Source organism: Arsukibacterium perlucidum DSM 18276 (genome assembly GCF_000382165.1).
Lineage (GTDB): Bacteria > Pseudomonadota > Gammaproteobacteria > Enterobacterales > Alteromonadaceae > Alishewanella > Alishewanella perlucidum.
The window spans coordinates 66,079-92,790 of the sequence record NZ_KB907707.1; the positions used below are offsets into that span (position 1 = coordinate 66,079).

Annotated in this window: 24 protein-coding genes; 14 read left to right on the forward strand and 10 right to left on the reverse strand. The window is 48.5% G+C overall.

The window, feature by feature from the left end:
* Positions 1–4: 4 nt before the first annotated feature.
* Positions 5–2,110: an elongation factor G gene (gene fusA / locus H141_RS0107065; protein WP_420834574.1), complete on the reverse strand. Its 2,106-nt coding sequence runs from the start codon at positions 2,108–2,110 to the stop codon at positions 5–7.
* 326 nt (positions 2,111–2,436) lie between these two features.
* On the opposite strand from fusA, the gene H141_RS0107075 reads away from it, so the two are divergent.
* The 4 genes from H141_RS0107075 to H141_RS0107090 all read left to right on the forward strand — a co-directional run bounded on the left by H141_RS0107075 (position 2,437) and on the right by H141_RS0107090 (position 4,127).
* Positions 2,437–2,679 (forward strand): type II toxin-antitoxin system VapB family antitoxin, encoded by a 243-nt coding sequence (locus tag H141_RS0107075; RefSeq protein ID WP_205620352.1) that lies wholly within the window; start codon positions 2,437–2,439, stop codon positions 2,677–2,679.
* Positions 2,676–3,056: a type II toxin-antitoxin system VapC family toxin gene (locus H141_RS0107080; protein WP_019675554.1), complete on the forward strand. Its 381-nt coding sequence runs from the start codon at positions 2,676–2,678 to the stop codon at positions 3,054–3,056. The genes H141_RS0107075 and H141_RS0107080 overlap by 4 nt, the downstream gene beginning before the upstream one ends.
* Positions 3,046–3,384: a nuclear transport factor 2 family protein gene (locus H141_RS0107085; protein ID WP_019675555.1), complete on the forward strand. Its 339-nt coding sequence runs from the start codon at positions 3,046–3,048 to the stop codon at positions 3,382–3,384. The genes H141_RS0107080 and H141_RS0107085 overlap by 11 nt, the downstream gene beginning before the upstream one ends.
* Positions 3,385–3,869: 485 nt before the next feature.
* On the forward strand, positions 3,870–4,127 hold the full coding sequence (locus H141_RS0107090) for a hypothetical protein (RefSeq protein WP_019675556.1): 258 nt from the start codon (positions 3,870–3,872) through the stop codon (positions 4,125–4,127).
* Between the two features lie 91 nt (positions 4,128–4,218).
* On the opposite strand, the gene H141_RS0107095 is transcribed toward H141_RS0107090, so the two are convergent.
* Together H141_RS0107095 and rimO are read right to left on the reverse strand one after the other, a co-directional pair.
* Positions 4,219–4,941, reverse strand: coding sequence for a hypothetical protein (locus tag H141_RS0107095; protein ID WP_051090386.1), 723 nt, complete (start codon positions 4,939–4,941; stop codon positions 4,219–4,221).
* 161 nt (positions 4,942–5,102) lie between these two features.
* A complete protein-coding gene (gene rimO, locus H141_RS0107105; RefSeq protein WP_019675559.1) occupies positions 5,103–6,503 on the reverse strand; it encodes a 30S ribosomal protein S12 methylthiotransferase RimO in 1,401 nt (466 codons plus the stop codon).
* Positions 6,504–6,723: 220 nt separating this feature from the next.
* On the opposite strand from rimO, the gene ahr reads away from it, so the two are divergent.
* The gene (gene ahr, locus H141_RS0107110) at positions 6,724–7,740 is read left to right on the forward strand and encodes an NADPH-dependent aldehyde reductase Ahr (RefSeq protein ID WP_019675560.1); all 1,017 of its coding nucleotides are present in this window, start codon (positions 6,724–6,726) and stop codon (positions 7,738–7,740) included.
* Positions 7,741–7,813: 73 nt separating this feature from the next.
* Here the strand turns inward: ahr and H141_RS0107115 are convergent, their stop codons facing one another.
* Positions 7,814–8,326 (reverse strand): DUF1993 domain-containing protein, encoded by a 513-nt coding sequence (locus H141_RS0107115; protein WP_026349294.1) that lies wholly within the window; start codon positions 8,324–8,326, stop codon positions 7,814–7,816.
* 248 nt (positions 8,327–8,574) lie between these two features.
* On the opposite strand from H141_RS0107115, the gene H141_RS19965 reads away from it, so the two are divergent.
* Entirely contained in the window at positions 8,575–10,209 is a 1,635-nt protein-coding gene (locus H141_RS19965; protein WP_019675562.1) for a response regulator, read from the forward strand.
* 33 nt (positions 10,210–10,242) lie between these two features.
* Here the strand turns inward: H141_RS19965 and ylqF are convergent, their stop codons facing one another.
* The 5 genes from ylqF to H141_RS0107145 all read right to left on the reverse strand — a co-directional run bounded on the left by ylqF (position 10,243) and on the right by H141_RS0107145 (position 16,997).
* Positions 10,243–11,178: a ribosome biogenesis GTPase YlqF gene (gene ylqF / locus H141_RS0107125; protein WP_019675563.1), complete on the reverse strand. Its 936-nt coding sequence runs from the start codon at positions 11,176–11,178 to the stop codon at positions 10,243–10,245.
* A gap of 53 nt (positions 11,179–11,231) precedes the next feature.
* On the reverse strand, positions 11,232–11,510 hold the full coding sequence (locus H141_RS0107130) for a hypothetical protein (RefSeq protein ID WP_019675564.1): 279 nt from the start codon (positions 11,508–11,510) through the stop codon (positions 11,232–11,234).
* 153 nt (positions 11,511–11,663) lie between these two features.
* Positions 11,664–12,863, reverse strand: coding sequence for a CsiV family protein (locus H141_RS19970; RefSeq protein WP_019675565.1), 1,200 nt, complete (start codon positions 12,861–12,863; stop codon positions 11,664–11,666).
* Positions 12,860–16,339: a transcription-repair coupling factor gene (gene mfd, locus H141_RS0107140; protein ID WP_019675566.1), complete on the reverse strand. Its 3,480-nt coding sequence runs from the start codon at positions 16,337–16,339 to the stop codon at positions 12,860–12,862. The genes H141_RS19970 and mfd overlap by 4 nt, the downstream gene beginning before the upstream one ends.
* A 67-nt stretch (positions 16,340–16,406) precedes the next feature.
* Entirely contained in the window at positions 16,407–16,997 is a 591-nt protein-coding gene (locus H141_RS0107145) for a PilZ domain-containing protein (RefSeq protein WP_019675567.1), read from the reverse strand.
* 110 nt (positions 16,998–17,107) lie between these two features.
* On the opposite strand from H141_RS0107145, the gene H141_RS0107150 reads away from it, so the two are divergent.
* The 3 genes from H141_RS0107150 to H141_RS0107160 are packed head-to-tail and all read left to right on the forward strand — an operon-like array spanning position 17,108 to position 20,214.
* Positions 17,108–18,307 carry a lipoprotein-releasing ABC transporter permease subunit gene (locus H141_RS0107150; RefSeq protein ID WP_019675568.1) on the forward strand — a complete coding sequence of 400 codons (1,200 nt, stop codon included), beginning with the start codon at positions 17,108–17,110 and terminating at the stop codon, positions 18,305–18,307.
* A complete protein-coding gene (gene lolD, locus H141_RS0107155) occupies positions 18,300–18,983 on the forward strand; it encodes a lipoprotein-releasing ABC transporter ATP-binding protein LolD (protein WP_019675569.1) in 684 nt (227 codons plus the stop codon). Before H141_RS0107150 ends, lolD begins: the two co-directional genes overlap by 8 nt.
* A complete protein-coding gene (locus H141_RS0107160) occupies positions 18,976–20,214 on the forward strand; it encodes a lipoprotein-releasing ABC transporter permease subunit (protein ID WP_019675570.1) in 1,239 nt (412 codons plus the stop codon). Before lolD ends, H141_RS0107160 begins: the two co-directional genes overlap by 8 nt.
* Positions 20,215–20,240: 26 nt before the next feature.
* Here H141_RS0107160 and H141_RS0107165 read toward each other — a convergent pair whose 3' ends face one another.
* On the reverse strand, positions 20,241–20,762 hold the full coding sequence (locus H141_RS0107165) for a DUF2062 domain-containing protein (protein WP_019675571.1): 522 nt from the start codon (positions 20,760–20,762) through the stop codon (positions 20,241–20,243).
* Positions 20,763–20,824: 62 nt separating this feature from the next.
* Here H141_RS0107165 and H141_RS19975 point away from each other — a divergent pair, with 62 nt between their 5' ends.
* The 5 genes from H141_RS19975 to kdsB are packed head-to-tail and all read left to right on the forward strand — an operon-like array spanning position 20,825 to position 26,704.
* Positions 20,825–23,014, forward strand: coding sequence for a DNA internalization-related competence protein ComEC/Rec2 (locus tag H141_RS19975; protein ID WP_019675572.1), 2,190 nt, complete (start codon positions 20,825–20,827; stop codon positions 23,012–23,014).
* Positions 23,015–23,053: 39 nt separating this feature from the next.
* Positions 23,054–24,799, forward strand: coding sequence for a lipid A export permease/ATP-binding protein MsbA (msbA, locus tag H141_RS0107175; RefSeq protein WP_026349295.1), 1,746 nt, complete (start codon positions 23,054–23,056; stop codon positions 24,797–24,799).
* Complete coding sequence (gene lpxK, locus H141_RS0107180; protein ID WP_019675574.1) at positions 24,796–25,764, forward strand: tetraacyldisaccharide 4'-kinase; 969 nt, start codon at positions 24,796–24,798, stop codon at positions 25,762–25,764. The genes msbA and lpxK overlap by 4 nt, the downstream gene beginning before the upstream one ends.
* Positions 25,764–25,961: a Trm112 family protein gene (locus tag H141_RS0107185; protein WP_019675575.1), complete on the forward strand. Its 198-nt coding sequence runs from the start codon at positions 25,764–25,766 to the stop codon at positions 25,959–25,961. Before lpxK ends, H141_RS0107185 begins: the two co-directional genes overlap by 1 nt.
* Positions 25,949–26,704, forward strand: coding sequence for a 3-deoxy-manno-octulosonate cytidylyltransferase (gene kdsB / locus H141_RS0107190; RefSeq protein WP_019675576.1), 756 nt, complete (start codon positions 25,949–25,951; stop codon positions 26,702–26,704). Before H141_RS0107185 ends, kdsB begins: the two co-directional genes overlap by 13 nt.
* Positions 26,705–26,712 lie beyond the last annotated feature (8 nt).

Here is a 26,712-nt window from a genome sequence, read left to right on the forward strand (position 1 = left end):
CTGCTTAGTTTTTAGCAGCGGCAGCTTTCTTTTCTTTTTCTTTCTGGATAACCGCTTCAGCTACGTTAGTCGGGCACGGTGAGTAGTGCGAGAATTCCATAGAGAACTGACCACGGCCAGATGTCATAGTACGCAGTGTACTGATGTAACCGAACATTTCTGACAGTGGTACGTCAGCTTTAATTCGTACGCCAGTAACGCCTGCTTCCTGTCCAGAGATCATGCCGCGACGACGGTTTAAGTCACCGATAACATCACCAACGTGGTCTTCAGGGGTGAATACGTCAACTTTCATGATTGGCTCAAGCAGTTGCGCGCCAGCTTTTGGAATTGACTGACGGAAAGCGCCTTTAGCAGCGATTTCAAACGCGATTGCTGATGAGTCAACGGCGTGGAAACCACCGTCGAATACTTCAATTTCCACGTCTAATACCGGGAAGCCAGCCAGGGTACCGGTCGACATCATTGACTCAAAGCCTTTCTCGATAGCAGGCATAAATTCTTTTGGAACGCTACCACCAACAACAGTTGATTTGAAAGTGAAGCCTGAATTCTGCTCGCCCGGACGAATGCGGTAATCAATTTTACCGTACTGACCTGAACCACCAGATTGTTTCTTGTGGGTGTAGCTATCTTCGATTTCGCGGGTAATGGTTTCGCGGTAAGCAACCTGCGGCTGGCCTACCACTAATTCCACGCCGTAAGTACGCTTTAAGATATCTACTTTAATATCTAAGTGTAATTCACCCATACCTTTCAGGATGGTTTCACCTGAGTCAACATCAGTTTCAACCCGGAAGGTTGGATCTTCAGCAACCATCTTACCGATAGCGATACCCATCTTCTCAACTGAACCTTTGTCTTTTGGTGTAACAGAGATAGAAATTACCGGCTCTGGGAATACCATTGGCTCAAGGGTACAAGGGTGCTTAGGATCACACAGGGTGTGACCAGTCTGGGTGTTGTTCTTCATGCCTACTAAGGCGATGATGTCACCAGCCTGAGCACTGGTCAGGTCGATACGGTCATTGGCGTACATTTCAACCATCCGGCCAATACGCTCGGTTTTACCGGTGAATGAGTTCAGGATGGTATCACCCTTGTTCAGAACACCAGAGTAAATCCGGATAAAGGTCAGGGCGCCGAAACGGTCATCCATGATTTTAAATGCTAAGGCACGGAATGGCTCATCAGCAGATACGATAGCGTGCTGGCCGTTTTCGTTGCCTTCTTCGTCAGTCAGTGGCTGTGGAATAACTTCAGTTGGACTTGGAAGATAATCAACAACGGCATCTAACAGTAACTGCATACCTTTGTTTTTAAAGGCTGAACCACAGTAAGTCGGGAAGAACGCCAGGTCACGACAACCTTTACGGATACAACGCTGAATGTCTTCGATAGACGGCTCTTCGCCATCCATATATGCCATTAACAGGTCGTCATCTTGTTCCAAGGCCGTCTCGATTAGCTGAGTACGGTACATTTCTACGTCATCAGCCATATCAGCTGGTACGTCGGTAATTTCGTAGTTTTCTGGCTGGCCGGTTTCATCCCAGACGTAAGCTTTCTGGGTTAACAGGTCAACAACGCCAGAGAAGGTATCTTCACGGCCGATAGGCAAAGTCATGATCAACGGGTTAGCGCCCAGTACTTTCTTAACCTGTTCAGTAACACGAATAAAGTCAGCGCCGATACGGTCCAGTTTGTTTACGAAAATCAAACGTGATACTTCAGCATCGTTAGCATAACGCCAGTTGGTTTCTGACTGAGGTTCAACACCGCCAGAACCACAGAACACACCAATACCACCGTCCAGTACTTTTAATGAACGGTAAACTTCAACGGTGAAGTCAACGTGGCCCGGGGTATCGATAACGTTGAAGCGGTAGCCTTTCCAGAAACAGCTTACCGCTGCTGACTGGATAGTTATACCACGCTCTGCTTCCTGCTCCATAAAGTCGGTAGTAGATTCACCTTCGTGAACTTCACCTAACTTATGAATTTTACCGGTCAGTTTCAGGATACGCTCGGTAGTAGTGGTTTTGCCGGCATCAACGTGGGCGAAGATACCAATGTTTCTGTATAAGGATAAATCTGCTGACATAGTAATCTCAATAAGCTAGGGTTTGAAAATAGTGCGACAATATACAGGATTTTAAAAAGATTTGCAGGGAAAAAATGTTGTCGGCTGTTAAATTTTTATCCATGCTGTCAAAGCAGACGTACAGCCGCTGCCGGCCTCTTTACCTGGAAACCGGCGCAATGGATTTTTTCCTGCCAGCCCGCACCTTGTACCAAAGCGCGGGCTTCGATTATTGCCGCCCGTTCGCCGATTACCAGGAAGACCCGAATAGTATGTTTATGACAAAAGTGCTGCGCTAAATTAAAGCTCGCGGACAAAGTATAACAGCGTGATTAGCCAAGATGCGGTTTCTGATGCATAATTATGCTTTATTTGATGTTGAGGTCGATATGCGTACTACCGTAACGATTGACGATGAGTTATATCAGCAGGCATTGGCGCTGGCTGAGCCAAATTTGGACAAGGCAGAATTATTTCGTGAGGCTATTAAAACCTATATTAGGGTACAAGCGGCCCGCAGGCTGGCTGCACTCGGCGGTACTGCACCCGATATGCCGCAACCTAAGCGCCGACGTGCAGAGCCCGCCGGGTCATGAGTGTATTAGTTGATACATCGGTATGGGTTGGTCACTTCCGGCAGCACAATGTGGTTCTGGCAAAGTTGCTGGAGACAGATCAGGTTTTAACCCATCCGCTTATTGTGTTAGAACTTGCCTGTGGTACACCGCCTGCACCTCGTCAGCGAACGTTGGCAGCGTTGCGCCTGTTACGCCAGGCGCAGCAGCCGGCGTTACAGGAAGTAGCTGACTTCATTGAACGCGAACAACTCTATAACCAGGGGTGCGGCTCGGTTGATATGATATTGCTGTGTGCATCCTTACTGACCCCGGGCACTACCCTCTGGACACAAGACAAAAGTCTGCTGCAGTTAGCCCGGCGTTTTAACATAGAGTTTTCTGAATATGACCATTAGTACAGACCCAGTGCAGCGACAACTTGATGCTTACAACGCCAAAGATTTAACCGCCTTTATCGCTTGCTACCATCAAGAAATTGCCATTTATCGCATGCCAGCCACTGCGCCAACTCTGGTTGGTCGCGATGCATTGGCAGAGTTTTACGCCACCCAACGCTTTACCATAGTTGCGCTGCGCGCGGAGGTACTAAACAGAATGGTGGTCGGCAACAAGGTAATAGATCACGAAAGGGTATTCGGCATGGCCGACCAGCCTTATGACGTTGTGGTGGTTTACGAAGTGCAAGACGGCTTAATCCTTAATGCCTGGTTTTACGGGACATAGATTTATTGTTTATACAGGCGGTGCAAAACCTCGCCAGGAAAATTTTACTGAAGTTTAAAGAGCAGAATAGCTTTGATTAACAATAATATGCTGTTAGTTTCTATCATAAATGAAGGACAGATTGGGGGGAGTCCAGTATGGCTCCATTACCGAAGCGGTGTTTATCGAGAGAACAAATTACGCTTATAAAAAAGTGGGCGGGGGATAAATTAGCAAGTAAACTTTAATAATTGGTTGAACCCAGACTTTTAGAAACGAAACTCTCAACTAACCAGTGCTGCAAGCCCAGTATTATGGGTTAAGAAAGTTGTTTTTAGATTGGGTCATTTATAAAGTGGAGCCTGAAACTTTATCGGATTTACAAGCTAACTAGGGCATTCGATCCCAACAAGTTACTCTTATGTATGGCGAACCTTAGCCAAACCGCGGAGTTAACAAGTAAAACGATTTAATTTATTCGCATTTACATGCGAACAAGGAAAAAAATGGATATAGAGTTGTATGACTTCAATGACCACATGGAATCAATTGAATGGATTAATAGTCTGCCAAGGGGACTTGTCAGCGAGCAAATAGATCTCAGGCACTCGGCGGTTAGCATTACAAAGAAAGAAGGGGGATACATAATTTATGTTGGCCCTAAAAATGCTGAAGAGGGTGGGGATGGCATTATGATTACACTGGATGAAAATTTTAAACTTGTAGAATATGTAATCGAAAGACTAGAACCTCTTCCGCGTTAACGTTTCACTAGTCAGTGCCGCGTTGCCAGTTGTTTTGATAGTTGTCAGCTAAAATACTTGTGCAATATTGATAAGCCTTTAGGCATTTTTGCTATTTTAACAAGCCTTTAAGCCATTTCCAGCAAGTTAACGTAATTTGTCTGATGTTTACCGGAATTAATACCAGCAGGGCGCTACCTTGGGCGAAAGAAGGGTTTACCCGACAATAAAAGGCTATTTCTGCTTTTTCGCTCGCTTTTAATCTGCTGATTTCGTCGTCACTATAATTTGTGGCGCGGCTAACGATTTTTAAACAGCGTAGCTGTTGCCACGGGCTGGGTTCTGCACTGGGTTCTGTATCTGAAACCAGCGATTGGTAGAGCAGTTTATCCTGTTGGCTCATGTCAGGATTAGGGTAAATAAAGGCTAATCTTTTACCTATAGCCCGATACATCGCCGGGCTTAACATGGTATCCAGATAATAGACTTTTCGGTTCAAATGGCACAACCAGGTTTTAACCGCCCAGACAAAAGAAAAGGCAAAGGTATTGTTGTTGCCCCGATAGCGGGAAAGAAACGCTGCTGATGCTCCCATCACTATGCTGTTGTGGACATCTTTGCTAAACGTCAGCAAACAATAACCGACGAGTTGCCCGTTCTGGTAAAACAGCCTGACACATCGCTGGTAATAATGGTTACTTTCAAAATAATGGTTGAAATACCATTCAGCGTCGACGCCTTTAAAGCTGGATGCGATCAAGGCTGTGATCTGTTTTGTCTCGCTGGTGTTTAGCCAGTTTTTTCCAGTTACTCTATCGATTTGGACGTTTTGCATATCAGCACCGCAAATTAAAACAATAACACAGCAGCCTGGTGGCAAAAACACAGATTATTTGTCTGTTGGTTTTCGCTGTTTCGTTAAATGTTATCGTTATTGCTACAGACAAAAAACAGGCAGCCGAGGCTGCCTGTTTTATTTAACGCTTAATTAATTTATTAAGCCAGTGACGCCCATAAATCATATTCATCGGCTTCTTCTACCACGGCATCGATAATATCGCCGGGTTTAACACTGGTTAAGCCGTTTAAGTATACGGCGCCATCAATTTCCGGGGCATCGGCAAAGCTTCGGCCAATAGCGCCTTCTTCGTCGACTTCATCAATTAATACTTTTATGGTCTTGCCAATTTTAGCCTGCAGCCGGGCGGCGCTAATCGCCTGTTGCTTTTGCATAAAGCGGTGGTAGCGGTCTTCCATCACATCATCCGGTACCGGATCAGCCAATTCATTAGCTTTGGCGCCCACTACCGGACTGTATTTAAAGCAGCCAACGCGATCCAGCTGGGCTTCATCTAACCAGTCGAGCAGCATCTGGAAATCTTCTTCTGTTTCGCCCGGGAAGCCGACAATAAAGGTTGAGCGAATCGTCAGCTCAGGACAAATTTGCCGCCATTTTTTAATTCGCTCTAATACCCGCTCAGCCTGGCCCGGGCGCTTCATCAGCTTTAAAATACGCGGGCTGGCATGCTGAAAAGGAATATCCAAATAAGGCAACACCTTGCCCTCTGCCATTAGTGGAATAATGTCATCCACATGCGGGTAGGGGTAAACATAGTGCAAGCGCACCCAGATACCCATTTCGCCTAAGGCCTCACACAATGATTGCATTGAGGTTTTTACCGGTGCGCCATTCCAGAAACCAGTGCGGTGTTTAACATCCACGCCATAGGCACTGGTGTCCTGGGAAATAACCAGCAGCTCTTTTACCCCGGCATTTTTTAAACGCTGTGCTTCATCCAGCACTTCACCGACCGGCCGGCTGACTAAGTCGCCACGCATCGACGGAATGATGCAAAAGGTACAGCGGTGGTTGCAGCCTTCTGAAATTTTTAAATAGGCATAATGCTTAGGGGTTAATTTAACACCATGGTCTGGCACCAGCATGGTAAAAGGGTCGTATTTAGGCTTGGGTACAAATTCGTGCACTTGCTTTAACACGTTCTCATAACTGTGCGGGCCGGTAATACCCAATACATTGGGGTGAACCTGGCGAATTTCATCTTCGCGGGCACCGAGGCAGCCGGTTACAATGACCTTGCCATTTTCGGCTAAGGCTTCGCCAATGGTATCTAATGATTCCTGCACGGCGCTGTCGATAAAACCGCAGGTGTTAACGATAACCAGTTGGGCATCATCGTAACTGGGTACAATATTGTAGCCTTCGCTTTTTAACTGGGTCAGGATCCGCTCAGAATCAACCAGATTTTTCGGACAGCCCAGTGACACAAAACCTATGGTATTGCCTTTATCAGCGCCGGTTTTCGCCTGGCCGGCTATGGCTTTGGCAGAGGTATCCAGGGTGGTGGTTTGGCTTGGGTCAAAGGTCTGTACTGTCATAGTGTCTCTGTATTATGGCTGAGCCTGAAAAAAGTCGGCGGATTATACCTGAAAGTTAGTTAAGAAACAGGTGTGATTGTACAAATTGTAGCCAATATTGGTTTATTTCCGTGCACGGCAGCAGATCTGGTTAATACTGTATGTTGTATAGCAACCTCACCACATTCAAAGTAACCGCAACAAAATTAACTGGAACAACAACAACCGACACGGAGATAACATGTCAGCAAATAATATTATTAAGGCTTATGCCGCTCAGGCCCCAAACAGCAAATTAGCCGCGTATGAGTATGACGGCGGGCCGCTTGGTCGCAACGAAGTGGAGATTACTGTTGATTACTGCGGTATTTGTCACTCAGACTTGTCGATGTTAAATAACGAGTGGGGCATGTCGAGCTATCCACTGGTGGCAGGGCATGAAGTCGTTGGCAGAATAAATGCTGTCGGCGACGGGGTTAGCCATTTAACGAAAGGGCAGGTGGTTGGCCTCGGTTGGCATGCCGGTTATTGTCAGGTTTGCAGCAGTTGCGGCAGTGGCGATCAAAATCTGTGTGCTAAAGCTGAAGGGACTATTGTTGGTCGCCACGGTGGTTTTGCTGACAAGGTTCGGGCCAAGGCCAGCAGCGTAGTGCCTTTGCCTGAAGGCATGGATGCTAAAACCGCCAGCCCGTTATTTTGCGGCGGTATTACCGTGTTTAACCCGCTGGTGCAGTTTGAGGTAAAGCCTACCGATAAGGTGGCCGTTATCGGCATTGGTGGCCTGGGCCATATCGCGCTGCAATTTTTACGCGCCTGGGGCTGTCAAGTGACCGCTTTTACCTCAAGTGAAGCAAAAGCCAATGAAGCGAAAAATCTCGGTGCTCACTATTGCCTGAATTCACGAAGCAGCAGCGAAATAGAGCAGGCAGCAGGACGCTTTGATTTTATTATTTCAACCGTTAACGTGAAACTAGACTGGGACCTGTACCTGTCGACATTGAAGCCGAAAGGCCGGCTCCATTTTGTTGGTGCTACGCTGGAGCCACTGGATTTAAATGTATTCAGCTTAATCATGGCACAGCGGTCGGTCTCAGGTTCGCCGGTTGGTAGCCCGGCAACCATAGCGAAAATGCTGGAGTTTGCAGTACAGCACGATATTAAGCCGGTAGTAGAAATGTTTAAGTTTGAGCAAATCAACGAAGCCATTGCCCATGTCGCCAGTGGCAAAGCCCGCTATCGGGTGGTGCTGGAACGATGAATTCCAGCTAAGCCCCCTCAGTAGCCGATAATAATTAAACGCCAGGTATTGCCTGGCGTTTTTAACTGGCAAATTACGATTTATAAGGCATGGCGCCCAGATAATCTTTTTTACCAACATCAACCCCATTATGGCGCAAAATGGCGTAGGCGGTGGTGATATGAAAATAGATATTTGGCAGCACATGCTGGATTAAAAACTCATCACCGGTTAAATATTTGCCTTCCCAACGAGGCTGACTGACTTTCTGGCTGGCAGCATCGGCAAAATCAGCCGGGTTGAAGGTCGCAAGGTAGGCCACAGTGTCAGCTACGCGTTGGCTTAACTGCTCCAGAGTAGTTTCGTCATCAGCATGTTTAGGTGCACTGTCAACCTGATTAGTCAGGCGTGCCGCGCCAAGCTTGGCGCTGTCACAGGCAATTTGTACCTGACGGATCAGATTAAACTGGTCCGGTGCCAGGCGGGCGTTTAACAGCACCGTCATATCTATTTTTTTGCTGGCAGCAAAGGCGGCGCCTTTATCCAGAATCTGCTGTAAGTTTTGGAGCATTTTGCTTGCTTGTACAATACTGAGTTGGAATATCATTTGTTTGCCCTCTGGCGTAATTGGTAAAGTGTGTTGCTACTTAGTTTGGGGTGATTAAGCTGACAGACAACAGCCAGCGCGAATTAAATCTGGTTGCTGCAGGGGCGCGATGTTGATTCACTTATCTTGTAATAACAAAACCGGCTGTCAGCCGTTTTTTTCTTTGCATTTATAGTCGCTTGCTAATATAACTGTATTGACTAGCCGCCGTTGTGCTATGGCTTACTGCAGGGACAAGAGACCACCAGATGGAACAACAAGAATTAACAGCCTCTGATAAGTTAAATGTACTGATTATCGATGATCAGGTGTTGGTACAGAATGTTATTAAATCTGCGCTGTTTGAGCTTGGTATAGAGAATGTTAAGTGTGCAGAGAACGCCTATTATGCTTTGCGCTTATGTGAGCAAACGACTTTTCATGTCGTGATCTGTGCTTTTAATGTTAAAAGCGATAAAGACGGCTTCCATTTACTGGAGGAGCTGAAATTTAAGCGTTATGTTACTAAATGCACAGTGCTGATTTTTCTCAGTGCTGAGACCAGTGAGCATCTGGTCAATAGTATTGTTGAACTGCAGCCAGACGATTTCTGGGTAAAACCGTTGAGCAGTAAACATGTCCAGAATCGTCTGCCAGTTACCCTGGAAATAAAACGCACCTTGTTCAATGTGTATCAGGCAATCGACAGCCAGGACTACAGCAAAGCCATCTATTTTGCTGAGCGTCATTTACTGAATACCGGCGTTAGTAAGTATCATATGCAGATGAAACGACTGAAAGGCGAGTGCCTGTTACATTTGCGTGAGTTTACTGACGCTGCTGTTTACTATAATAATCTGTTGCAGACGCACAAAATATCCTGGGTGTATCTGGGCTATATCAAGGCTTTACTGGAGCAGGATAAACTGGCTGACATTCAGACCATGCTGCAGCAACTTACCGATAAAACTGACACCCGTTTTGCCACCTACGATATGCTGGCACACTACTACATTGGTAAGCAGGATTACGAACAAGCATATAGAGAAATCAAAAAAGCCAGTCAGCTGGCGCCTCGCAATATTGAACGCAATAAACGTCTGCTCGATTTAGCCCGGCTGAATCATGACCATGCCGGTCAGTATCAGGCCAGTATTGCCATGGCAAAATATGCCAAAAATTCCATTCACGACTCACCGTTACTCAGACTGAATGTGGTGTGTTCGGGTATCGATTACGCTACCACCCTGGATAAAGCTGATGCAGTTAAGGTATTAAATCAGGCTGAGTTAATCCTGAATGAGCTGGAAAAACAGTTGCCACTCGCTGCCCAGCTTAAAGAACAGTTTTTAGTGGTAAGGGCCCGCCTGCATACGGCACGGGAAGAGCGAACTAAAGCAGAAAATATCTTTGATAACCATCTGAGTTTACGGCCAACGTCTTCGGTTGAAGATAACCTGGATAAAGTAAAAGCTTTGCATGAACTCGGCCGGCGGGAAGAGGCTGTATCATTGCTGGATTCTATTAAACGGCAAATTTCCGGCACTGGTTTAACTAATCAGGTTGTGGGTAAATATATTGAACAGGAAGCCGCTGAGCGCACTGCAGTGCATTTCACCCCGCAACAATTAAACCGGATGGCAGTGGAGTTCTTTAAACGCGGTAAATACCAAGCCGCCCTTAATTCACTTGAGCAAGCTTTTTCGCTGACGCCCAACAATATGAATGTAGCTCTGAATATTCTTAAAGTACTGGCTGCACTGCTCAACCAGGAACCGTTAGATGATGGCTGTAAAGCCCTGGCAAAAAGTGTTGTACAACAATTACAACACGCGGAGCTTGAGCCAGAACAGCAGGAAAAATTTACCGGGTACCAGCAGCAGTTGGCTGCAGTACTTAATTAAGCAACGTGCTCTGACCAAGCTAATAATTAATTGTTAACGATATTTACGTTGCGCCCTGCGCTTACGTTCAGCTTCGCGCTCAGCCTTATCTTTTGACTTCGCTGCTTCTTCTGCCTTGGCGTCGATTTGCTCCTGGCTTACCATATCCGGTGTTTCCAGGGTAACAGGGCCGAGATTACCGGCGCGCAGCTCGGTAATCAGAATAGTACCGGCTTTTTCTAAATCGACCACCCCGCCTTTACGCATACAGCCCCGACGCACGCCAATCGCATCCAGTAACGCTAAATCACTGTCAGGCTGTTCGGTTAAGTCAAAGCGTTGCATCAAAGCTTGCGGGTATACCTGCAGTAAATAGTCGGCAGCAAACAGCGCGATATCTGCATATTCAAATACGGTATCTTTAATTGCACCGGTAACCGCCAGCCGGTAGCCACAGGTAGGTGGGCTTAATTTGGGCCATAAAAAGCCCGGGGTATCGGTCAGAATAACATTATTTTCCAGCTTAATACGCTGTTGGGCCTTCGTTACACCCGCCTCGTTGCCGGTTTTGGCGATGGTGCGACCTGCCAAAGTATTGATTAAGGTCGACTTGCCGACATTCGGAATACCCATAATCATTGCCCGGGCAGGACGAATATCGAGGTTTCGCTCTGGCAGCATGTCATTGCACAACTTTAACAGCGCTTTAATTTGCTCAGGATGCTGCTGGCTGATTGGGATGGCCCGCACACCGTTTTGCTGCTCAAAATGCGCCACCCAACCAGCTGTGAGTACTGGATCAGCTAAATCGGCTTTGTTAAGGACTTTAATGCAGGGCGTGTTACCGCGTAGTTGCGGCACTAACGGGTTTTCGCTGGAAAAAGGAATACGGGCATCGAGCATTTCGATAATAATATCAACCTGAGGCATCACCTCAGCAATTTCTTTACGGGCTTTATGCATATGGCCCGGAAACCAGTTAATTGACATCAGTTATCCTCAATAGCGCTAAGGGGCGCATCATACTCTATTGTGATAACCTGCTACAGCAAAAATTGATAAAAGCTTACCAGGGTTACCGGGGTAATAATGGCTGAGTACACGGCTGCTGATGGTAAATGAATGATGCCCAGAGTTTTAAATAACAGGAGCAAGCTGTACAAGCCCAGAAGAGGTGGTAGCACATCCAGCCAGAGGCTGTTTGCAGCTTGTGGCATTATCCAGGCTAACAAGGTACTGCCGGCACTGGCAAAGATCAGTAACAGCAATAGCAGCACATAATGCGCAGGTGTAAATTCGGGATTTAAGTTTAAATCGTCCATTGATCTCTGATTATGGTTAACTGTTAGGGTTAATGTAGGAAAAAACTATGTTACTTACCCGTAGTTATTTGTGTAAATATGTAACTAAGTCACTAGTTTAGTTCCTTTTTTAAATAAAGCAACAGCCAGTTAGCCGTTTTTCCGGTTTCACACTTAGCCGGCCGGTGCATCGGTTATAGCTTGTGTCGGCACCGCGCTGCCAGTTGTGGAAGTAGCTTCAGGCTCTGATTCCGGCTCGGGCTCAGGCGGCTGAAAACGTCTTATTTGAATAATCATGCCGAGATACGGATGGTCCAGGTAATGTAACTCACCACTTATCACCCGCCGGCTTTGTTTGACATTAATACTTTGCATGCTGCTGTCAGGCGCAGGGCGTCGCAGATTAAAGTCTGTATTTAAAAATAGGTAGTGGTCCAGATGCAACTTAAATAAACCATCAAGTTGCCAGATATCGTCTGGCAGATTAGACAGGCTGTCACTGATTTGTGGTAGCTGTTGCTCCTGCCCCGCCATTGTTTCAAGCTTACCAGCCGCATTTAGTTGGTCCAGCAACGTATCGATCGCACTGAACAGATCATCCTGTTGTTCGCTCTGAAACAAAGACACTGCTGCAGCTGCTTCGCTATCTGTAGCATCCTGATTGCGATCCCGTCCCCAGTAGTCGACCAGTGACGAATAATTTGCTCCGGCAAACCAGCGGCTTGGCACTGCCTGTTTTTCAGTAACGGGTACCTGGCGCCATACGGTGTGCAATAACAGACTCTGATTTGGCTGGCGGTTAATTTTACTGGCCAGCTCGGTTAAGGCAAAGGCTGAAGGCGGCGCCAGATAGGGCCCGGGATGATGAAGTTCAGACTCGCCAGCCAGCATTGCCGGCAAGCGATCAGGCATAGGCAACTGAGTGTTGAGCAAGTGCTCTGGAAACAGCGTAGTACGTTGCCAGGCGGCGGGTTCAGGTTCGTTCAGGCAAAGCAATGGGTAATAAGGCGGCTGCCATTGTTGCCAGTTGCGAAGTGCTGCCGGCAAAAAAAGACTGACGGCGTCATACGGCTGCTCACAACGGGTTAGTGCTGTAAGCAGAGGCAGGATATCGGGTTGATATTTTCCAGTGACTAAATCGAAACTATTACTTAGCCGGATAGGTTTAACTTCGTAATCAAACTGTTCTTTTAATTCAGCACTTCGCGCAGGGCTGAAAACGATAAGTTCTATTTCAAACCAGCGCTCTTGAGCGCTACTGTTAGCAATTGCTGCACTGCTGGAGGTAAGCAGCAGGGCACTTAATAGTATTTTTGATATTGCCTGCATTGTTGAACCAACAGGGAATAGAGTATTTACTACAGTTAATTTCATGATTTCTCCTGCTGATGCTGGCTGAAATCAGTCAGCATATTGGCAACCAGGGTCAGGCGGTCCTTAGCGTCGGGGCTGGCGATGTTAAAGCGCAGTTTCTGACCACCTTCCAGTTTGAATATCCGGCTTTGCTGCTGAATAAGACCAATGATGTAAGCCGGCGCCACCCGGGTTTTATCTGCAAATTCAATTAAACCGCCTTTAGCATTAGCCTCAATCCGCCTGATCCCGAGGTCTTGCGCCTGTTGCTTAAACTCGGTTAGTTTAACCAGATTTTTAGCTGCATCAGGTAACAAACCAAAACGATCGATTAATTCTACCTGGACATCATCCAGCTCGCTTTCATCTTTGGCACTGGCTAGCTTTTTGTAAAATGACAGCCGCAAGTTTACGTCAGGGATATAACTATCGGGTAGCAGCGCCGGAATTTTCAAGTCGATTTCGCTTTGCTGGCTCAGCATCATATCCAGACTGGGCTGGCGGCCTTCTTTCAATGCCGTTACCGCTTCTTCCAGCATATCCATGTATAAGGTAAAGCCAATGGTTTCAATCTGGCCGCTCTGCTCATCACCTAATAGTTCACCGGCACCGCGGATTTCTAAATCGTGGGTAGCCAGGGCAAAACCGGCGCCTAAGTCTTCCAGTGATGAAATGGCCTCCAGCCGCTTTTCGGCGTCTTTACTGAGCCGTTTTGGTGGTGGTGTTAATAAATAGGCATAAGCCTGATGGTGCGAGCGACCAACCCGGCCACGCAACTGATGTAACTGGGCCAGGCCAAAATTATCAGCCCGGTTAATAATAATAGTATTAGCGGTTGGTACATCAATGCCGGTTTCAATAATGGTTGAACAGAGTAATAAGTTAAAACGCTGGTGATAAAAATCAGCCATTATCCGTTCTAAGTCACGCTCACGCAGCTGGCCATGGGCGATAGCAATATTGGCTTCTGGCACCAGAGTGGCAAGATCAGCGGCCATTTTTTCAATGCTGGCAACGTCATTGTGTAAAAAGTAGACCTGGCCACCACGCAGTATTTCCCGCATCACGGCTTCGCGCAGCAAACCGGTTTCAAATTCCCTGACAAAGGTTTTTACGGCCAGCCGTTTTGCCGGGGGGGTGGCAATAATCGATAAATCGCGCATGCCCGACATCGACATATTCAGGGTGCGCGGGATGGGAGTGGCAGTCAGGGTTAAAATATCAATATTGGCACGTAGCGCTTTGATTTTTTCTTTCTGGCGCACGCCAAAGCGGTGTTCCTCATCAACGATTAATAAGCCCAAATCGTGCAGCTTAATGTCATCCTGCAATAACTTATGGGTGCCAATCAGAATATCGACTTTGCCATTGGCAACATCTTCTAAAATGGTTTTTTGCTGTTTCTGGCTGACAAAGCGTGATAAAACTTCAACCCTTACCGGCCAGTTAGCAAAGCGATCTTTAAAGTTCTCAAAGTGTTGTTGTGCCAGCAAGGTGGTGGGTACCAGAATGGCGACTTGTTTGCCATCGTTCACTGCAATAAAGGCGGCACGCATCGCCACTTCGGTTTTACCAAAGCCAACATCACCACAGACCAGCCGGTCCATTGGCTGCGGGGTTTGCATATCATTTAGCACTGCAGTTATTGCATCCTGCTGATCGGCGGTTTCTTCAAACGGAAAACTATCAGCAAAGGCGGCGTACTGTTCCTGGTCAATTTTAAAAGCATAGCCCTGGTGAGCAGCACGCTGGGCATAAACATCCAGTAGCTCGGCCGCGACATCACGGATTTTCTCTGCTGCTTTGCGCCGGGCTTTTTCCCAAGTGTCGTTGCCAAGTTTATGTAGTGGAGCATGTTCCTGGTCAGTGCCAGAGTAGCGGCTAAGCAAGTGTAGTGATGAAACCGGCACATACAGCTTGCTGCTGCCTGCGTATTCAATGGTAACAAATTCGGCACTAATACCCGCAGCGTCTAATACCTGCAGCCCCTGATAACGACCGACACCATGTTGTAAATGCACCACCGGCTGGCCTTCACTCAGCTCAGCCAGATTGCGGATAATGGTGTCGGAGGAAACCTGTTGGCTTTTTTTACGGCGCCGGCGCTGGCTGATTTTCTGACCAAATAACTCGTTTTCGCTAATCAGCGCCAGCGGTGGGCTGGTGTTAAGCAGGGCACCTTGTTCCAAAGCGCCTACCAGCATCACTAAATCGGCAGCACTTTTGGCAAAATCGGCCAGCTCAGTTATTTCTGGCGCCCGAATACCGGCTTTAGTAAACAGCTGATGCAGGCTTTCCCGCCGGCCTTCACTTTCAACAAAAAATATCGCCCGGCCATTTTGTTGCTTTAGGGCCAGTAAAAAATCGCTTAGTAAACTAAGTGGTTGTTTTAACTGATGCTGGATGTTTAGTTCTGGCAGCACTGCGACCGGTGCATTGGCCTGGCCTGGTTTGGCGGGCAGGGTGGCACGGCTTAGCTTTAACCGGCTGAATTTATTCAGTTCGCTGAATAGCTCATCGGTTTGCAGGTATAACTCCTGCGGTGGCAAAATAGGCCGCATGGTATCAATAGCACGGTCATGATAGCGGCGTTTCAGCTCATGCCAGAACTGATTGGCGCTGTGCTCAATGTCGCCATAACTTAAAGCGATACACTCTGGCGGTAAAAAACTGAATAAACTGGCGGTTTGCTCGGCAAATAGTGGCAAATAATATTCAATACCGGCCGGGAAAATGCCTTGCGTTACTTGCTGGTATAAAGATTCCTTTTCATTGCGGGCGGCAAAGCGCTCGCGATAGCGCAGTCGGAAGCGCTCGATTGCCGCTTTATCAGTCGGAAACTCATGCGCGGGCAGTAACTCAATGGCTTCTACCTGGCTTAAACTGCGCTGATTATCCGGGTCGAAAGTGCGGATACCATCAACTTCATTGTCAAAAAAGTCGATCCGAAATGGTAGGCTGCAGCCCATTGGAAATAAATCCAGCAAGGATCCGCGGGCAGAAAACTCTCCGTGCTCCATTACCTGATCCACCGCCCGATAGCCCACTGCCGTCAGTTGTAATTTTAAGGCTGTTAAATCGACCTGCTGACCTTGTTTAATCAGAAAACTGGCTTGTTCCAGATAATTGCGCTGGCTGATCTTTAACAACAGGGTACTGACTGGCACAATAACCAGGCCCTGGATAAGCCTTGGCAACTGATAAAGGGTTTTCAGGCGCTGGGAAATAATATCCTGATGCGGTGAAAACACGTCATAGGGCAGGGTTTCCCAGTCGGGCAGGGTAAGCACCGGGCAGGCACTGTTGTGCAGGAATACTGCTAACTCCTGCTCCAGCCGCAGCGCGCTTGGCGTATCAGGCACCACTAACAAATATACGGCAGGTTCAGTCTGTACCAGCTGGGCAATAGCATAGGGCAAAGCAGCGCCATGCAGCTGGCCCCAACTAATCTGATCTTGCTGGCGTTTAATCCGGGGTAAAACCTTAATAAAACTCATTACAACCTGAAACCCTATCCAAAATGCTCATGATAAAAAGAAACACGAAAATTATGACTGTTTGCGCTTATTCCGGTAACTGGCGCTGCGCTGCTTTTTGTTTTAGCTGATGAGACTGCTGATGCAAACTGGCACGGACAATGAGCTCACGATCTTGATCCCGAATTCGCCGAAACACAACTTTTATTTGCCAGCCTTCATTTGCCTGCTCTGCGCTGATTACCTGGCCCAGACAATATACCGCACCTTCGTTGTCGGCCAGGAACACTTTTAATTCCACCAGGGTTAGCGCCGGAATTGGCTGCTGGCTTTGCAAACATAAGCCTGCGCCACCATAACTTAACGTAAACTGACGATGTTCTGCACTGTCTTGCTGCCTTAGCACGTAGTGCAGTAATAAATCAATTTTGCGGGCTTGTTGCTGCAGGTAATTAGCTAATTCCTCAGCCAGTTCACCAATCCGGTTCAGCGAGCGCAATGCCGACATATTGAGGCTGCCCATTTCGCCTGCCACTAAAAACGGCTCGGGAATGCTGGCCAGAAACGCCTGCTCTGAGGGCAGTTCACCGGCAACGACTTTACAATTGACGATAATGGCATGCTCAACGCTGAAGTAGTCGTTATAAGCGTCGGTTAATGACTGTAATATTGGGTCCATAGCAGGCCTCGATTAAGGTTGCTTGTCATTATGGCTAATAATCACTATTATCAGCAGCGATTTTTGCAGCTAATTTACCATCTAACCGAGGCAAAGTCCTGAATATTAACATGCAATTACCTGTCAGCATTTTGCTTGGTATCCGTTACAGCCAGAGCCGCAAAGGTAATGCCTTTATTTCGTTTATCACTTTTTTCTCTGTTGCCGGCATTCTGCTGGGCGTAATGGCTCTAACCCTGGTTAGCTCTGTAATGAACGGCTTTGAAGGCGAATTGAAAAAAAGAATTCTGGGCGTGATCCCGCACGTGGTAGTGCAGCCGCTTACTCCGGGTTCTGCCTGGCAAAGCGAGCTTAACGCCGGTGACGGGGTGCAGGATATCAGCCCTTTTTTACAGTCTGAGGCCCTGGTACAAGCACCGCGTCAACTCAATGCAGTAATGCTACAAGGCATTCATGCTGAACAAATTCCGCAATTCTTACAACAGGCACTGGTGGTAGGCAGCTGGCAGGATTTTGCCACTACCCGCTATGGCGTAGTGCTGGGACGGGCGCTGGCTGAACAACTGGAGGTAAGCCGTGGCCAGCAATTACGCTTTATGCTGGCGCAGGGTGGCAGCTATACCCCGGTTGGCTGGTTACCCCGCCAGCGTTTGTTTGAAGTGGTGGGGATAGTTGACACCGGCTCAGAGGTGGATGGCTTACTGGCCGTGACCCGGCTGGATGACCTGGCCCGGCTGTTGCCTGTTGCTGAGCGTGAGCCTGCCTGGCGACTCAGCCTGGCCGAGCCCTTTAGTGCGCCGATGCTGGCAGGGCGTTTAGGCCAGAGCGCCAGCTTTAGTGACGTGTCCGACTGGCGGCAAAGCCAGGGTAAATTATTCGCCGCTGTGGCGATGGAAAAGGCCATGATGTGGCTGATGTTATTGCTGATAGTGGCGGTAGCGGCTTTTAATATAGTGTCCGCATTAGTGATGATGGTAACTGAAAAGCAAGCGGAAGTGGCTATTTTAAAAACCCTTGGCATGACTGATAGCCAGCTGTTTGCAGTATTTGCCTTTCAAGGCGTGCTAAATGGTATGGTGGGTGCGGCACTGGGCGTTTTGGCGGGCTTATTATTATGCCTGCAGCTGAATGAAGTGCTTAATCTGTTTGGATTGCAACTGGCCAGTGGCATAGCCATGCCGGTAGCCGTGAATCCGCTGCAAATTTTCACTATTTTTTCCTGCGCAGTAGGGCTGACTCTACTGGCAGTGCTGTATCCGGCCTGGCAGGCTGTTAAAGTAAATCCGGCGGAAATACTAAGTGATGAATAAAGTATTAGAGGCGACTCAAATCTGTAAAAGTTACCGGGATGGCAGTGCGGTAACTCAGGTGTTACACAATGTCAGCCTGAGCGTCGCTGCAGGTGAAATGGTAGCAATTGTTGGTAGTTCAGGTTCCGGTAAAAGTACCTTACTGCATATTTTAGGCGCGCTGGACCTGGCTGACAGCGGTTCGGTTGCTATCACCGGCCAGCCGCTGGCAGGGCTGAGTTCAGCTAAAAAAGCGCGGTTACGCAATCTGCAGCTGGGTTTTATCTATCAGTTTCATCATTTATTAATGGATTTCAATGCCCTGGAGAATGTGGCGATGCCATTGTTTATCCGGGGCGTAAAACGCACAGACGCTCTGGCCAAAGCTGCAGCGCTGATTGAACGGGTAGGGCTTAGTCATCGTGGCCAGCATAAGCCTGCAGAACTGAGTGGTGGTGAGCGGCAGCGGGTGGCGATTGCCAGAGCACTGGTTACCCAGCCGGCACTGGTCTTGGCCGATGAGCCTACCGGTAACCTGGATCAGCATACTGCCGAATCTATTTACCAGCTGTTGCGCGAACTCAATGCCAGTCTGTCTACCAGTTTTGTGGTGGTAACTCATGATACTGAGCTGGCTGGCCGGCTTGATACTCAGTACCTGATGCGGGAAGGCCAGCTAGAGGTGATGCATGGCTAGTCTGGCCTGGCAATTGGCAAAGCGCTATCGTTCTACCCGCCATACCAGTGGTTTTATCCGTTTTATTTCTGCGTCTTCCACCTTTGGCATTGCCCTGGGTGTGGCAATACTTATTCTGGCGCTGTCAGTGATGAATGGCTTTGAACAAGCGTTAAAAGATCGATTGCTGGCTGTGATCCCTCATATTGAAATAGAAGCAGTCGATTATACCCTGGCTGACTGGCCACGTAAGCTAACTGTCATGATTAGTGCTGATGGCGTAACGGCAGGTGCACCTTTTGTCAAAGCCAACGGCATGCTGCGCCATAGCGGCGCAGTAAAGGCAGCGCAGGTGCGGGGTATAAGCCTGGCGCACGAACTGCAAATCAGTGCAGTAAAAGAGTTTGTTACCCAGGGTAGTATGGCAACGCTTACCGAGCAGCAGATAGTACTGGGGCAGGGTATAGCCGAAGAGCTGGATGTTAAGCTTGGTCAGAATTTACAATTGATGTTGCCACGCTTTGCCGCTGATGGCAGCCTGGCCAGCCACCGTACAGTAAATTTAACCGTTAGTGCGGTTGTTGCGCTGGGGGGGCCGCTGGATTATAGCCAGGTGTGGGTTGACATGTCGGCTTTAGCGGGCTGGCTGGGGTTGCCAGTCGGCGAGGTGCATGGCCTGGCGTTTCGGATAGACGATATTTTCGCAGCACCGCAACTGGCCCGTGAACTGGGGCGCTTATCAGAGGACTACGTTTACCTGATGGACTGGTACCGGACCCAAGGTCATGTCCACAACGACATTCAGATGGTACGGGTTATTTTGTATCTGGTATTAACCTTAGTTATTGCCGTGGCATGTTTTAATATTGTGGCAACCCTGGTAATGGCGGTGCGGGAAAAAGAAGCTGATATCGCCATTTTACTGACCATGGGTATGGCGCCGAACCAACTTATTAAAACCTTTGTGTTGCTGGGCTGGCTAAACGGGCTGATTGGCGCTCTGCTCGGGGTGGGGGTTGGTGTGTTGCTGGCAAATACTATCGAGCAACTGTTTGCGGTATTAACCCGGGTGTTAGGCAGTTCGCTGCTCGACCCAAGTATCTATTTTATCGACTTTATTCCATCTGTACTGCGCTGGCAGGATGTTGCACTGACCTTTACCATTGCCGTGCTGTTAAGCTTATTGGCAACCTTATACCCGGCCTGGCGCGCCAGTAAAGTTGAGCCAGCTGCTATTCTTGGCCAGCATTAATAGCCGGGGCAGACACAACTTTGTCGTCAGCGTTTCCTTTTTTTCAGTAATTTTGCGAGCTGGGCTTTTTTAACCGACAGCCGCCACAGCCAGTCAATTAAAAAATAGCCGCTGATACTGGCGGTTATTGCCATCAATAACGAACCCAGTAAAAAAGGTTTGCCAATAGTGTGCAGGCTGTAGCGCAGCCACTCCAAGCTGGCTTCAAACGCAAACGGCTCCAGTGGCTTTGCCAGTACCACGGTACCAACCAGATAACTTAAATAGAACATAATTGGCATGGTCAGCGGGTTGGAGGTCCAAACTAATGCCAGGGTTAATGGCAAATTCACCCGCAATGGGATTGCCGTAGCGACCGCTGCAACCATTTGAAATGGCATCGGGATCCATGCCCAAAACAAGCCTACAGCGAAAGCACCGCGCGCCGAACGCCGGTTTAAATGCCAGAGGTTACCATCGTGTAGCAAACTTCCAAATAAATTTATAAGTTTTTGTTGCTTGATTTTTTCAGCTGATGGTAGATATTTCTTAAATAGTTTTTTGGGCATTCTAACCTGTGTAGAAAGAGGCCATGCTAGGATTATGCATCGGAGTTATTACAGCCAGCCTATTGTCATTATTTTTGCCGATAGTGCCACCTTTTTTCAGTATTTTTTTTGTAATACTGTTTTTGCTGGCGTTTGTCAGGCGACGGTCACAGCTGATCCTGCCATTACTCGGTGCCGCCAGTTTTCTGGCCAGCTTGAGCTGGCAGTATCAGCACTATCAAACCGGCCAAAATGCGATGCTGGAAATGGCTGGCTCACCGGTGCTGGTGGTGATCAATTCCCCGCCAAAAGAATATCCTGACTACACCCAGCTTAGTGCAACTGTGCTGAACGGGCCAGCAAAGGGTTTCAGGTTAACCTTACGCTGGCAACACCCCCCTGCTTTGGCTATCGGCCAGCACTGGCGCTTACGGTTGCAACTGAAACCTGTCCACGGCCACGCTAATCCGGGCGGCTTTAATACTGAAACCTATGCTTATGTTAACGGTGTGGTAGCGTCAGGGCAGGTCGAACGCGGCCCGCATATTCTGTTGCAACAGCAACATTCAATCCGTCAGCAGATTGTAAGCCAGGTAGAGCAGGCTATCATGCCTTATCGCACAGCACCATTACTGAAAGCGCTGGCGGTAGGTGAACGTGATTTTTCCGATGAACTTTGGCAGGGCGCGCAGCATTCTGGTCTTGGCCACCTGCTGGCTATATCAGGTTTGCATATTGGCCTGGTGTTTGGATGGGCATTGTGGCTTGGCGGCTGGAGTAAAGGCCTGATAGCGATTGGTCGTCAGCAGCAACTGGTGTTAATACTGGCGTTGGCCTGTGCGCTGCTCTATGCCTGGTTGGCCAGTTTTGCTATTCCTACCCTGCGGGCCAGTGTCGCACTGATTATCCTGGTTATTTGTCGCAGCCAGTTGGCCACTATACCGTTAAGCCGATTCTGGTTGTTGTTAGTCGCTCTGTTATTATTGTTACAGCCGTTTTGGGTGCTCAGTGCCAGTTTCTGGTTGTCGGTGTTGGCGGTCGCTATTATATTTACCGCGATGTGGCGTTATCCACTGACCGGCTATCACTGGCGGGCCAGGCTTCGTTGGTTTTTAACCTTTCATTTGCTGTTAAGTCTGCTGATGACCCTGTTCGGGATCATGCTTTTTGGTGGCTTTAGTCCGCTGATGTTGTTGTCTAATCTGTTGTTTGTTCCGTGGTGCAGTCTGGTGGCAATTCCGCTGTTACTTATCAGCGTGTTTTTAACCGTGCTCGGGCTGGATGCAAGCTGGCTCTGGCCGCTAACTGACAAAGCATTTATGCCTTTGTTGTGGTGGTTAGAGCGCAGTGCTGAACTGCCGGTGTGGTGGTCACTGTCAGAGGTTTCCGGCTTTGCTGTGGCGCTAATGGCAGCGTTACTACTGGTGTTGCTGGTGTTTTTCAGAAAAGCTGCCTTGATCTTGCTACCTGTTTGTTTGTTACTGCTCAGCGACAGTGCGTTGCAACCCCGGCACTGGCAGTTACATTTGCTCGATAGCGGCCAGCGCCAACTATTATTGTTGCAACATGGCCGACGGGCCTTACTGTACGACCTTGCTCCCGCAAGAGCATCGCAAGATATTGCTGAACACCGGTTAAAACCGGTGTTGCGCCAGCTGGGAGTTCGTCAGCTTGATTATGTGCTGTTTCGTCAGCAGCGCACCGAGCGCAGCCGGCACTGGACCTTACTGAAAAATTACCAGGGGGCTCAGCAGAGCCTGACACTTTTTAGTCAACAGAGCAGCACTGATGGTTGCGAACAATTACCCGCTGTATATCAGGATGTGCAACTGGAAGTGCTGATGCCAACAGTGGCTGACAGCTGTATCGTGCGCATTACCATAGGGCCATGGCGGGTGCTGCTACCGGGTAAAATTGACCCGGTGACAGAGCACGCTTTAATCAACTTAAATTCAGACATAACGGCAGATGTGCTGATCCTGGCTAATAACGGCAGTGCTTCGGTTAATAGCCTGGCGCTGCTGCAGCGGGTCCAGCCAGCTCTGGCGCTGAACGCTGCCGCTTTTATGAATGGTTATCAGCATCCGGCAAACGCTGTGCAACAGCGGCTGGCGTTGTTGCGTGTGCCCTTGCTTAACACGGCAGACTATGGTGCTATCAGTATTGAGTTTAGTCAGCAAAAGCTGCAGGTTAGCAGCTGGCGGCGGCAAAGATTACCGTTTTGGCTGGAAAAGCCGCCGGCAATTGCTGAAACCTTGGCAACAACACGCTAGAATACAGCAAATTATAAATGGCAGGATTAACCATTGTCAGTGTCTGAAATTAACCAAGTTGGTACCGCCCGGCGTTTATTACGGTATGTTGTTCCTTACAAATTCGGTTTTCTGGCCGCAGCACTGGGTATGCTGGGCTATGCGCTGATTGATGTTTATTTTATCTCCAAGCTGCCTGATTTTATTGATGTCGGCATTAATGATAAAAACACCAATTACTTACGTTACGCCCCGGTGTTTATCGTACTTATTTTCATGTTACGTGGTGCTTTTAATTTTATTGCCAGTTACTGTCTTAACTGGGTTGGTACCCATGTGGTTAAAACATTGCGCCAGCAATTGTTTGAACACTATATGCGCCTGCCGGTCAGTTTTCATGATCAGCACTCTACCGGCGAGCTTATTTCAAAAGTCACTTACAATACTGAGCAAATAAAGCAAACGACCTCACGCTCGTTAACGGTGCTGCTGCGCGAGGGGGTCTTTGTTATCGGTTTGCTGGTGATGATGTTTATCATGAGCTGGCAGTTATCGGCTATATTTTTGCTAATTGCGCCGGTAATTGCTGTGGTGGTCAGTTTTGTCTCGAAGCGTTTCCGCTTGCTCAGTCGCAATATCCAGAATGCGATGGGCAATGTCACTACCTGCTCTGAACAGATGCTCAATGGCCACAAAGTCATTTTATCTTTTGGTGGTCAGGAAATAGAAAAACAACGTTTTCACCATGTTAATAATTTAACCCGTCAGCAAGATGTCAAGATGGAGGCAACCCGGGCAATAAGTGTATCGACTATTCAGATTATTGCCTCTTTTGCCCTGGCCTTTGTTGTATACATGGCCAGTTTCCCGGAAATGCTGGAGAGTTTGTCGGCAGGCACTTTTACCACTATTGTCGCATCGATGATGATGATGCTCAGGCCACTAAAACAGTTAACCACGGTTAACAGTGAGTTTCAGCGTGGTCTGGCAGCGGCAAAAAGCGTATTTGCGATTCTGGATCAGCCGGTTGAACAGGATACCGGTACGGTGCAGCTGGTTGATGTTAAAGGCGATATTCGCTTTGATAAGGTGAATTTCAGTTACCCCGGCCATGAAAAACAAGTGTTATTTGATATCAGTTTTTCAGCCGAAGCAGGCCAGACCATAGCCCTGGTAGGTCGCTCCGGTAGCGGTAAAACTACTATTTCCAGTCTGTTGCCGCGTTTTTACGAATTAACCAGCGGTGAAATTACCATCGACGGTCAGAATATTCGTCAATGTACTTTGCCATCGCTGCGCAATCAGATGGCGATAGTTTCCCAACATGTCACCTTGTTTAACGATACCATTGCCAACAATATTTGTTACGGCCTTGCTGAGCAGGTAGACCAAGAGACGTTGCTTGATGTAGCTGAAAAAGCCCACGTGCTGGAGTTTGCTAATCAACTGCCTGACGGGCTCAATACCGTAATTGGTGAGAACGGGGTCAGTTTATCAGGTGGCCAGCGGCAGCGGATTGCAATAGCCCGCGCCTTATTACGTAAGGCACCGATATTGGTGCTGGATGAGGCGACATCGGCACTGGACACAGAATCAGAGCGGAAAATTCAGGCGGCACTGGATGAATTACTGAAAGGCCGCACCAATATTGTTATCGCCCACCGGTTGTCGACCATAGAGCAAGCTGACAAAATTATTGTGATGGAGCAGGGCCGGATTATCGAGCAGGGCACTCATACCGAGCTGCTCAGTGGCAACGGTACCTATGCCCAGTTATATAAGTTGCAGTTCGGTACCGAACAATGAACCTGCTGCAACAAAGCTGGTATCAGCAGCGCCATTGGTTATCAGTAGTGCTATTGCCACTGGCTGCGCTTTACTGGTTGCTTAGCAGCGGCAGACGGGTGCTATTCCGGCTTGGCATTAAACGCCGGCACAAACTAAGTGTTCCGGTAGTTATCGTAGGCAATATCAGTGTTGGCGGCACTGGTAAAACGCCCTTTACCCTATGGCTATGCCAGCAGTTACTGGCAAAGGGGATTAAACCGGGGATTATCAGTCGCGGCTATGGCGCAAAAATCAGTTCGCCGTTAGCCGTAACGCCTGACAGTCTGGCCACTGCGGTGGGTGATGAGCCCTTGCTGCTGGCCAGACGCAGTTTATGCCCGGTGGTGGTGTGTCCGGACCGAGTTGCTGCCGGCAGGGAACTGTTAGCGAAGTATCAGGTTGATATTGTTATATGTGATGATGGTCTGCAGCATTACCGCTTGGCCCGCGATTTGGAGATCGTACTGATTGATGGCCGGCGTGGCTTTGGTAATGGTTTATTACTGCCCGCCGGGCCACTACGTGAGCCTCGTTCCCGCTTAGCTGAAGCAGACATGCTTATCGCGAATTCAGGTGAGGTAGCGGTGGCTGATTATCAGATGCAGCTTAACAGCGCAGTAGTGACAAGTTTAGTTGCAGATATGCCGCTGGCGCCCTGTGAGGTCACTCTGGTGGCAGGCATTGGAAACCCTGAGCGCTTCCGGTTGACGGCGCAGCAAGCTGGCTTTACTGTAACTGGCCAGCGGTTTTTTGCAGATCATCATCAGTTTACCGCATCGGATTTTAGCGGGATCAACGGCCCGGTATTGATGACCGAAAAGGATGCAGTAAAATGCCAGCGCTTTGCCCGCGACAACTGGTATTATTTGCCGGTCGCTGCCAGCTTCAGCACAAACCACACCGCTGAAATTATTAATAAAATTACCAAATTACTGGAAAAATGATGGCTATTAACGTCGCGTTAACTGAAATACTTGCCTGCCCTTTATGTAAAGGAAAATTGAAATACGATAAAACGGCACAGCGATTAATCTGTCTGGCAGATGGGTTGGCCTATCCGGTGCGTAATAATATTCCGGTGCTGATTGCAGACGAAGCCGAGCAGTTAAGCCCGGATGAGGTTAAAAAATGGCGTTCGTAGTGGTTATTCCGGCCCGGTATGCCAGCAGCCGTTTGCCAGGTAAGCCGCTGGCAGATATCGCCGGTAAAACCATGATTGAGCGGGTGTATCAGCAGGCATTACAAAGTGGCGCCAGCCGGGTGGTTGTCGCGACAGACGACGCCCGGGTCGCGGCTGCGGTAGACGAGTTTAGTGGTGAAGTGTGCATGACTGATCCAAACCATAACTCGGGCACCGAAAGGTTGGCTGAAGTGGTAAATAAACTGCAGCTTGGCGCAGAAACCATAGTGGTTAACGTGCAGGGAGATGAGCCCTTTATTCCGCCCATTATTATTCGCCAGGTGGCTGAGAATCTGGCAGGCCAGCAAAAAGCCCGGATGGCCACCCTGGCAGTACCGCTGCGCCATGCTGCGGAAATTCGTAACCCGAACATTGTGAAAGTGGTCACAGATAAAGACGGCTATGCCTTATATTTTAGTCGCAGCGTGATCCCTTACGACAGAGACGGTATTGTCGCTGACGATTTGGCCAGTCACTACCGGCGCCATATCGGCATTTATGCTTATCGGGCCGGTTTTATTCAGCATTACGTTAACTGGCCGGCGTCGGCGTTAGAGCAAATTGAAAGTCTGGAGCAATTGCGGGTATTGTGGCAAGGTGAAGCAATACATGTTGATACTGCGCTGGAAACGCCGGCTGTCGGGGTTGATACCCCAGCTGATCTGGAACAGGCCCGCCTGCATGCGAAGAGCCTGCGCCAATGAGCAGCCAG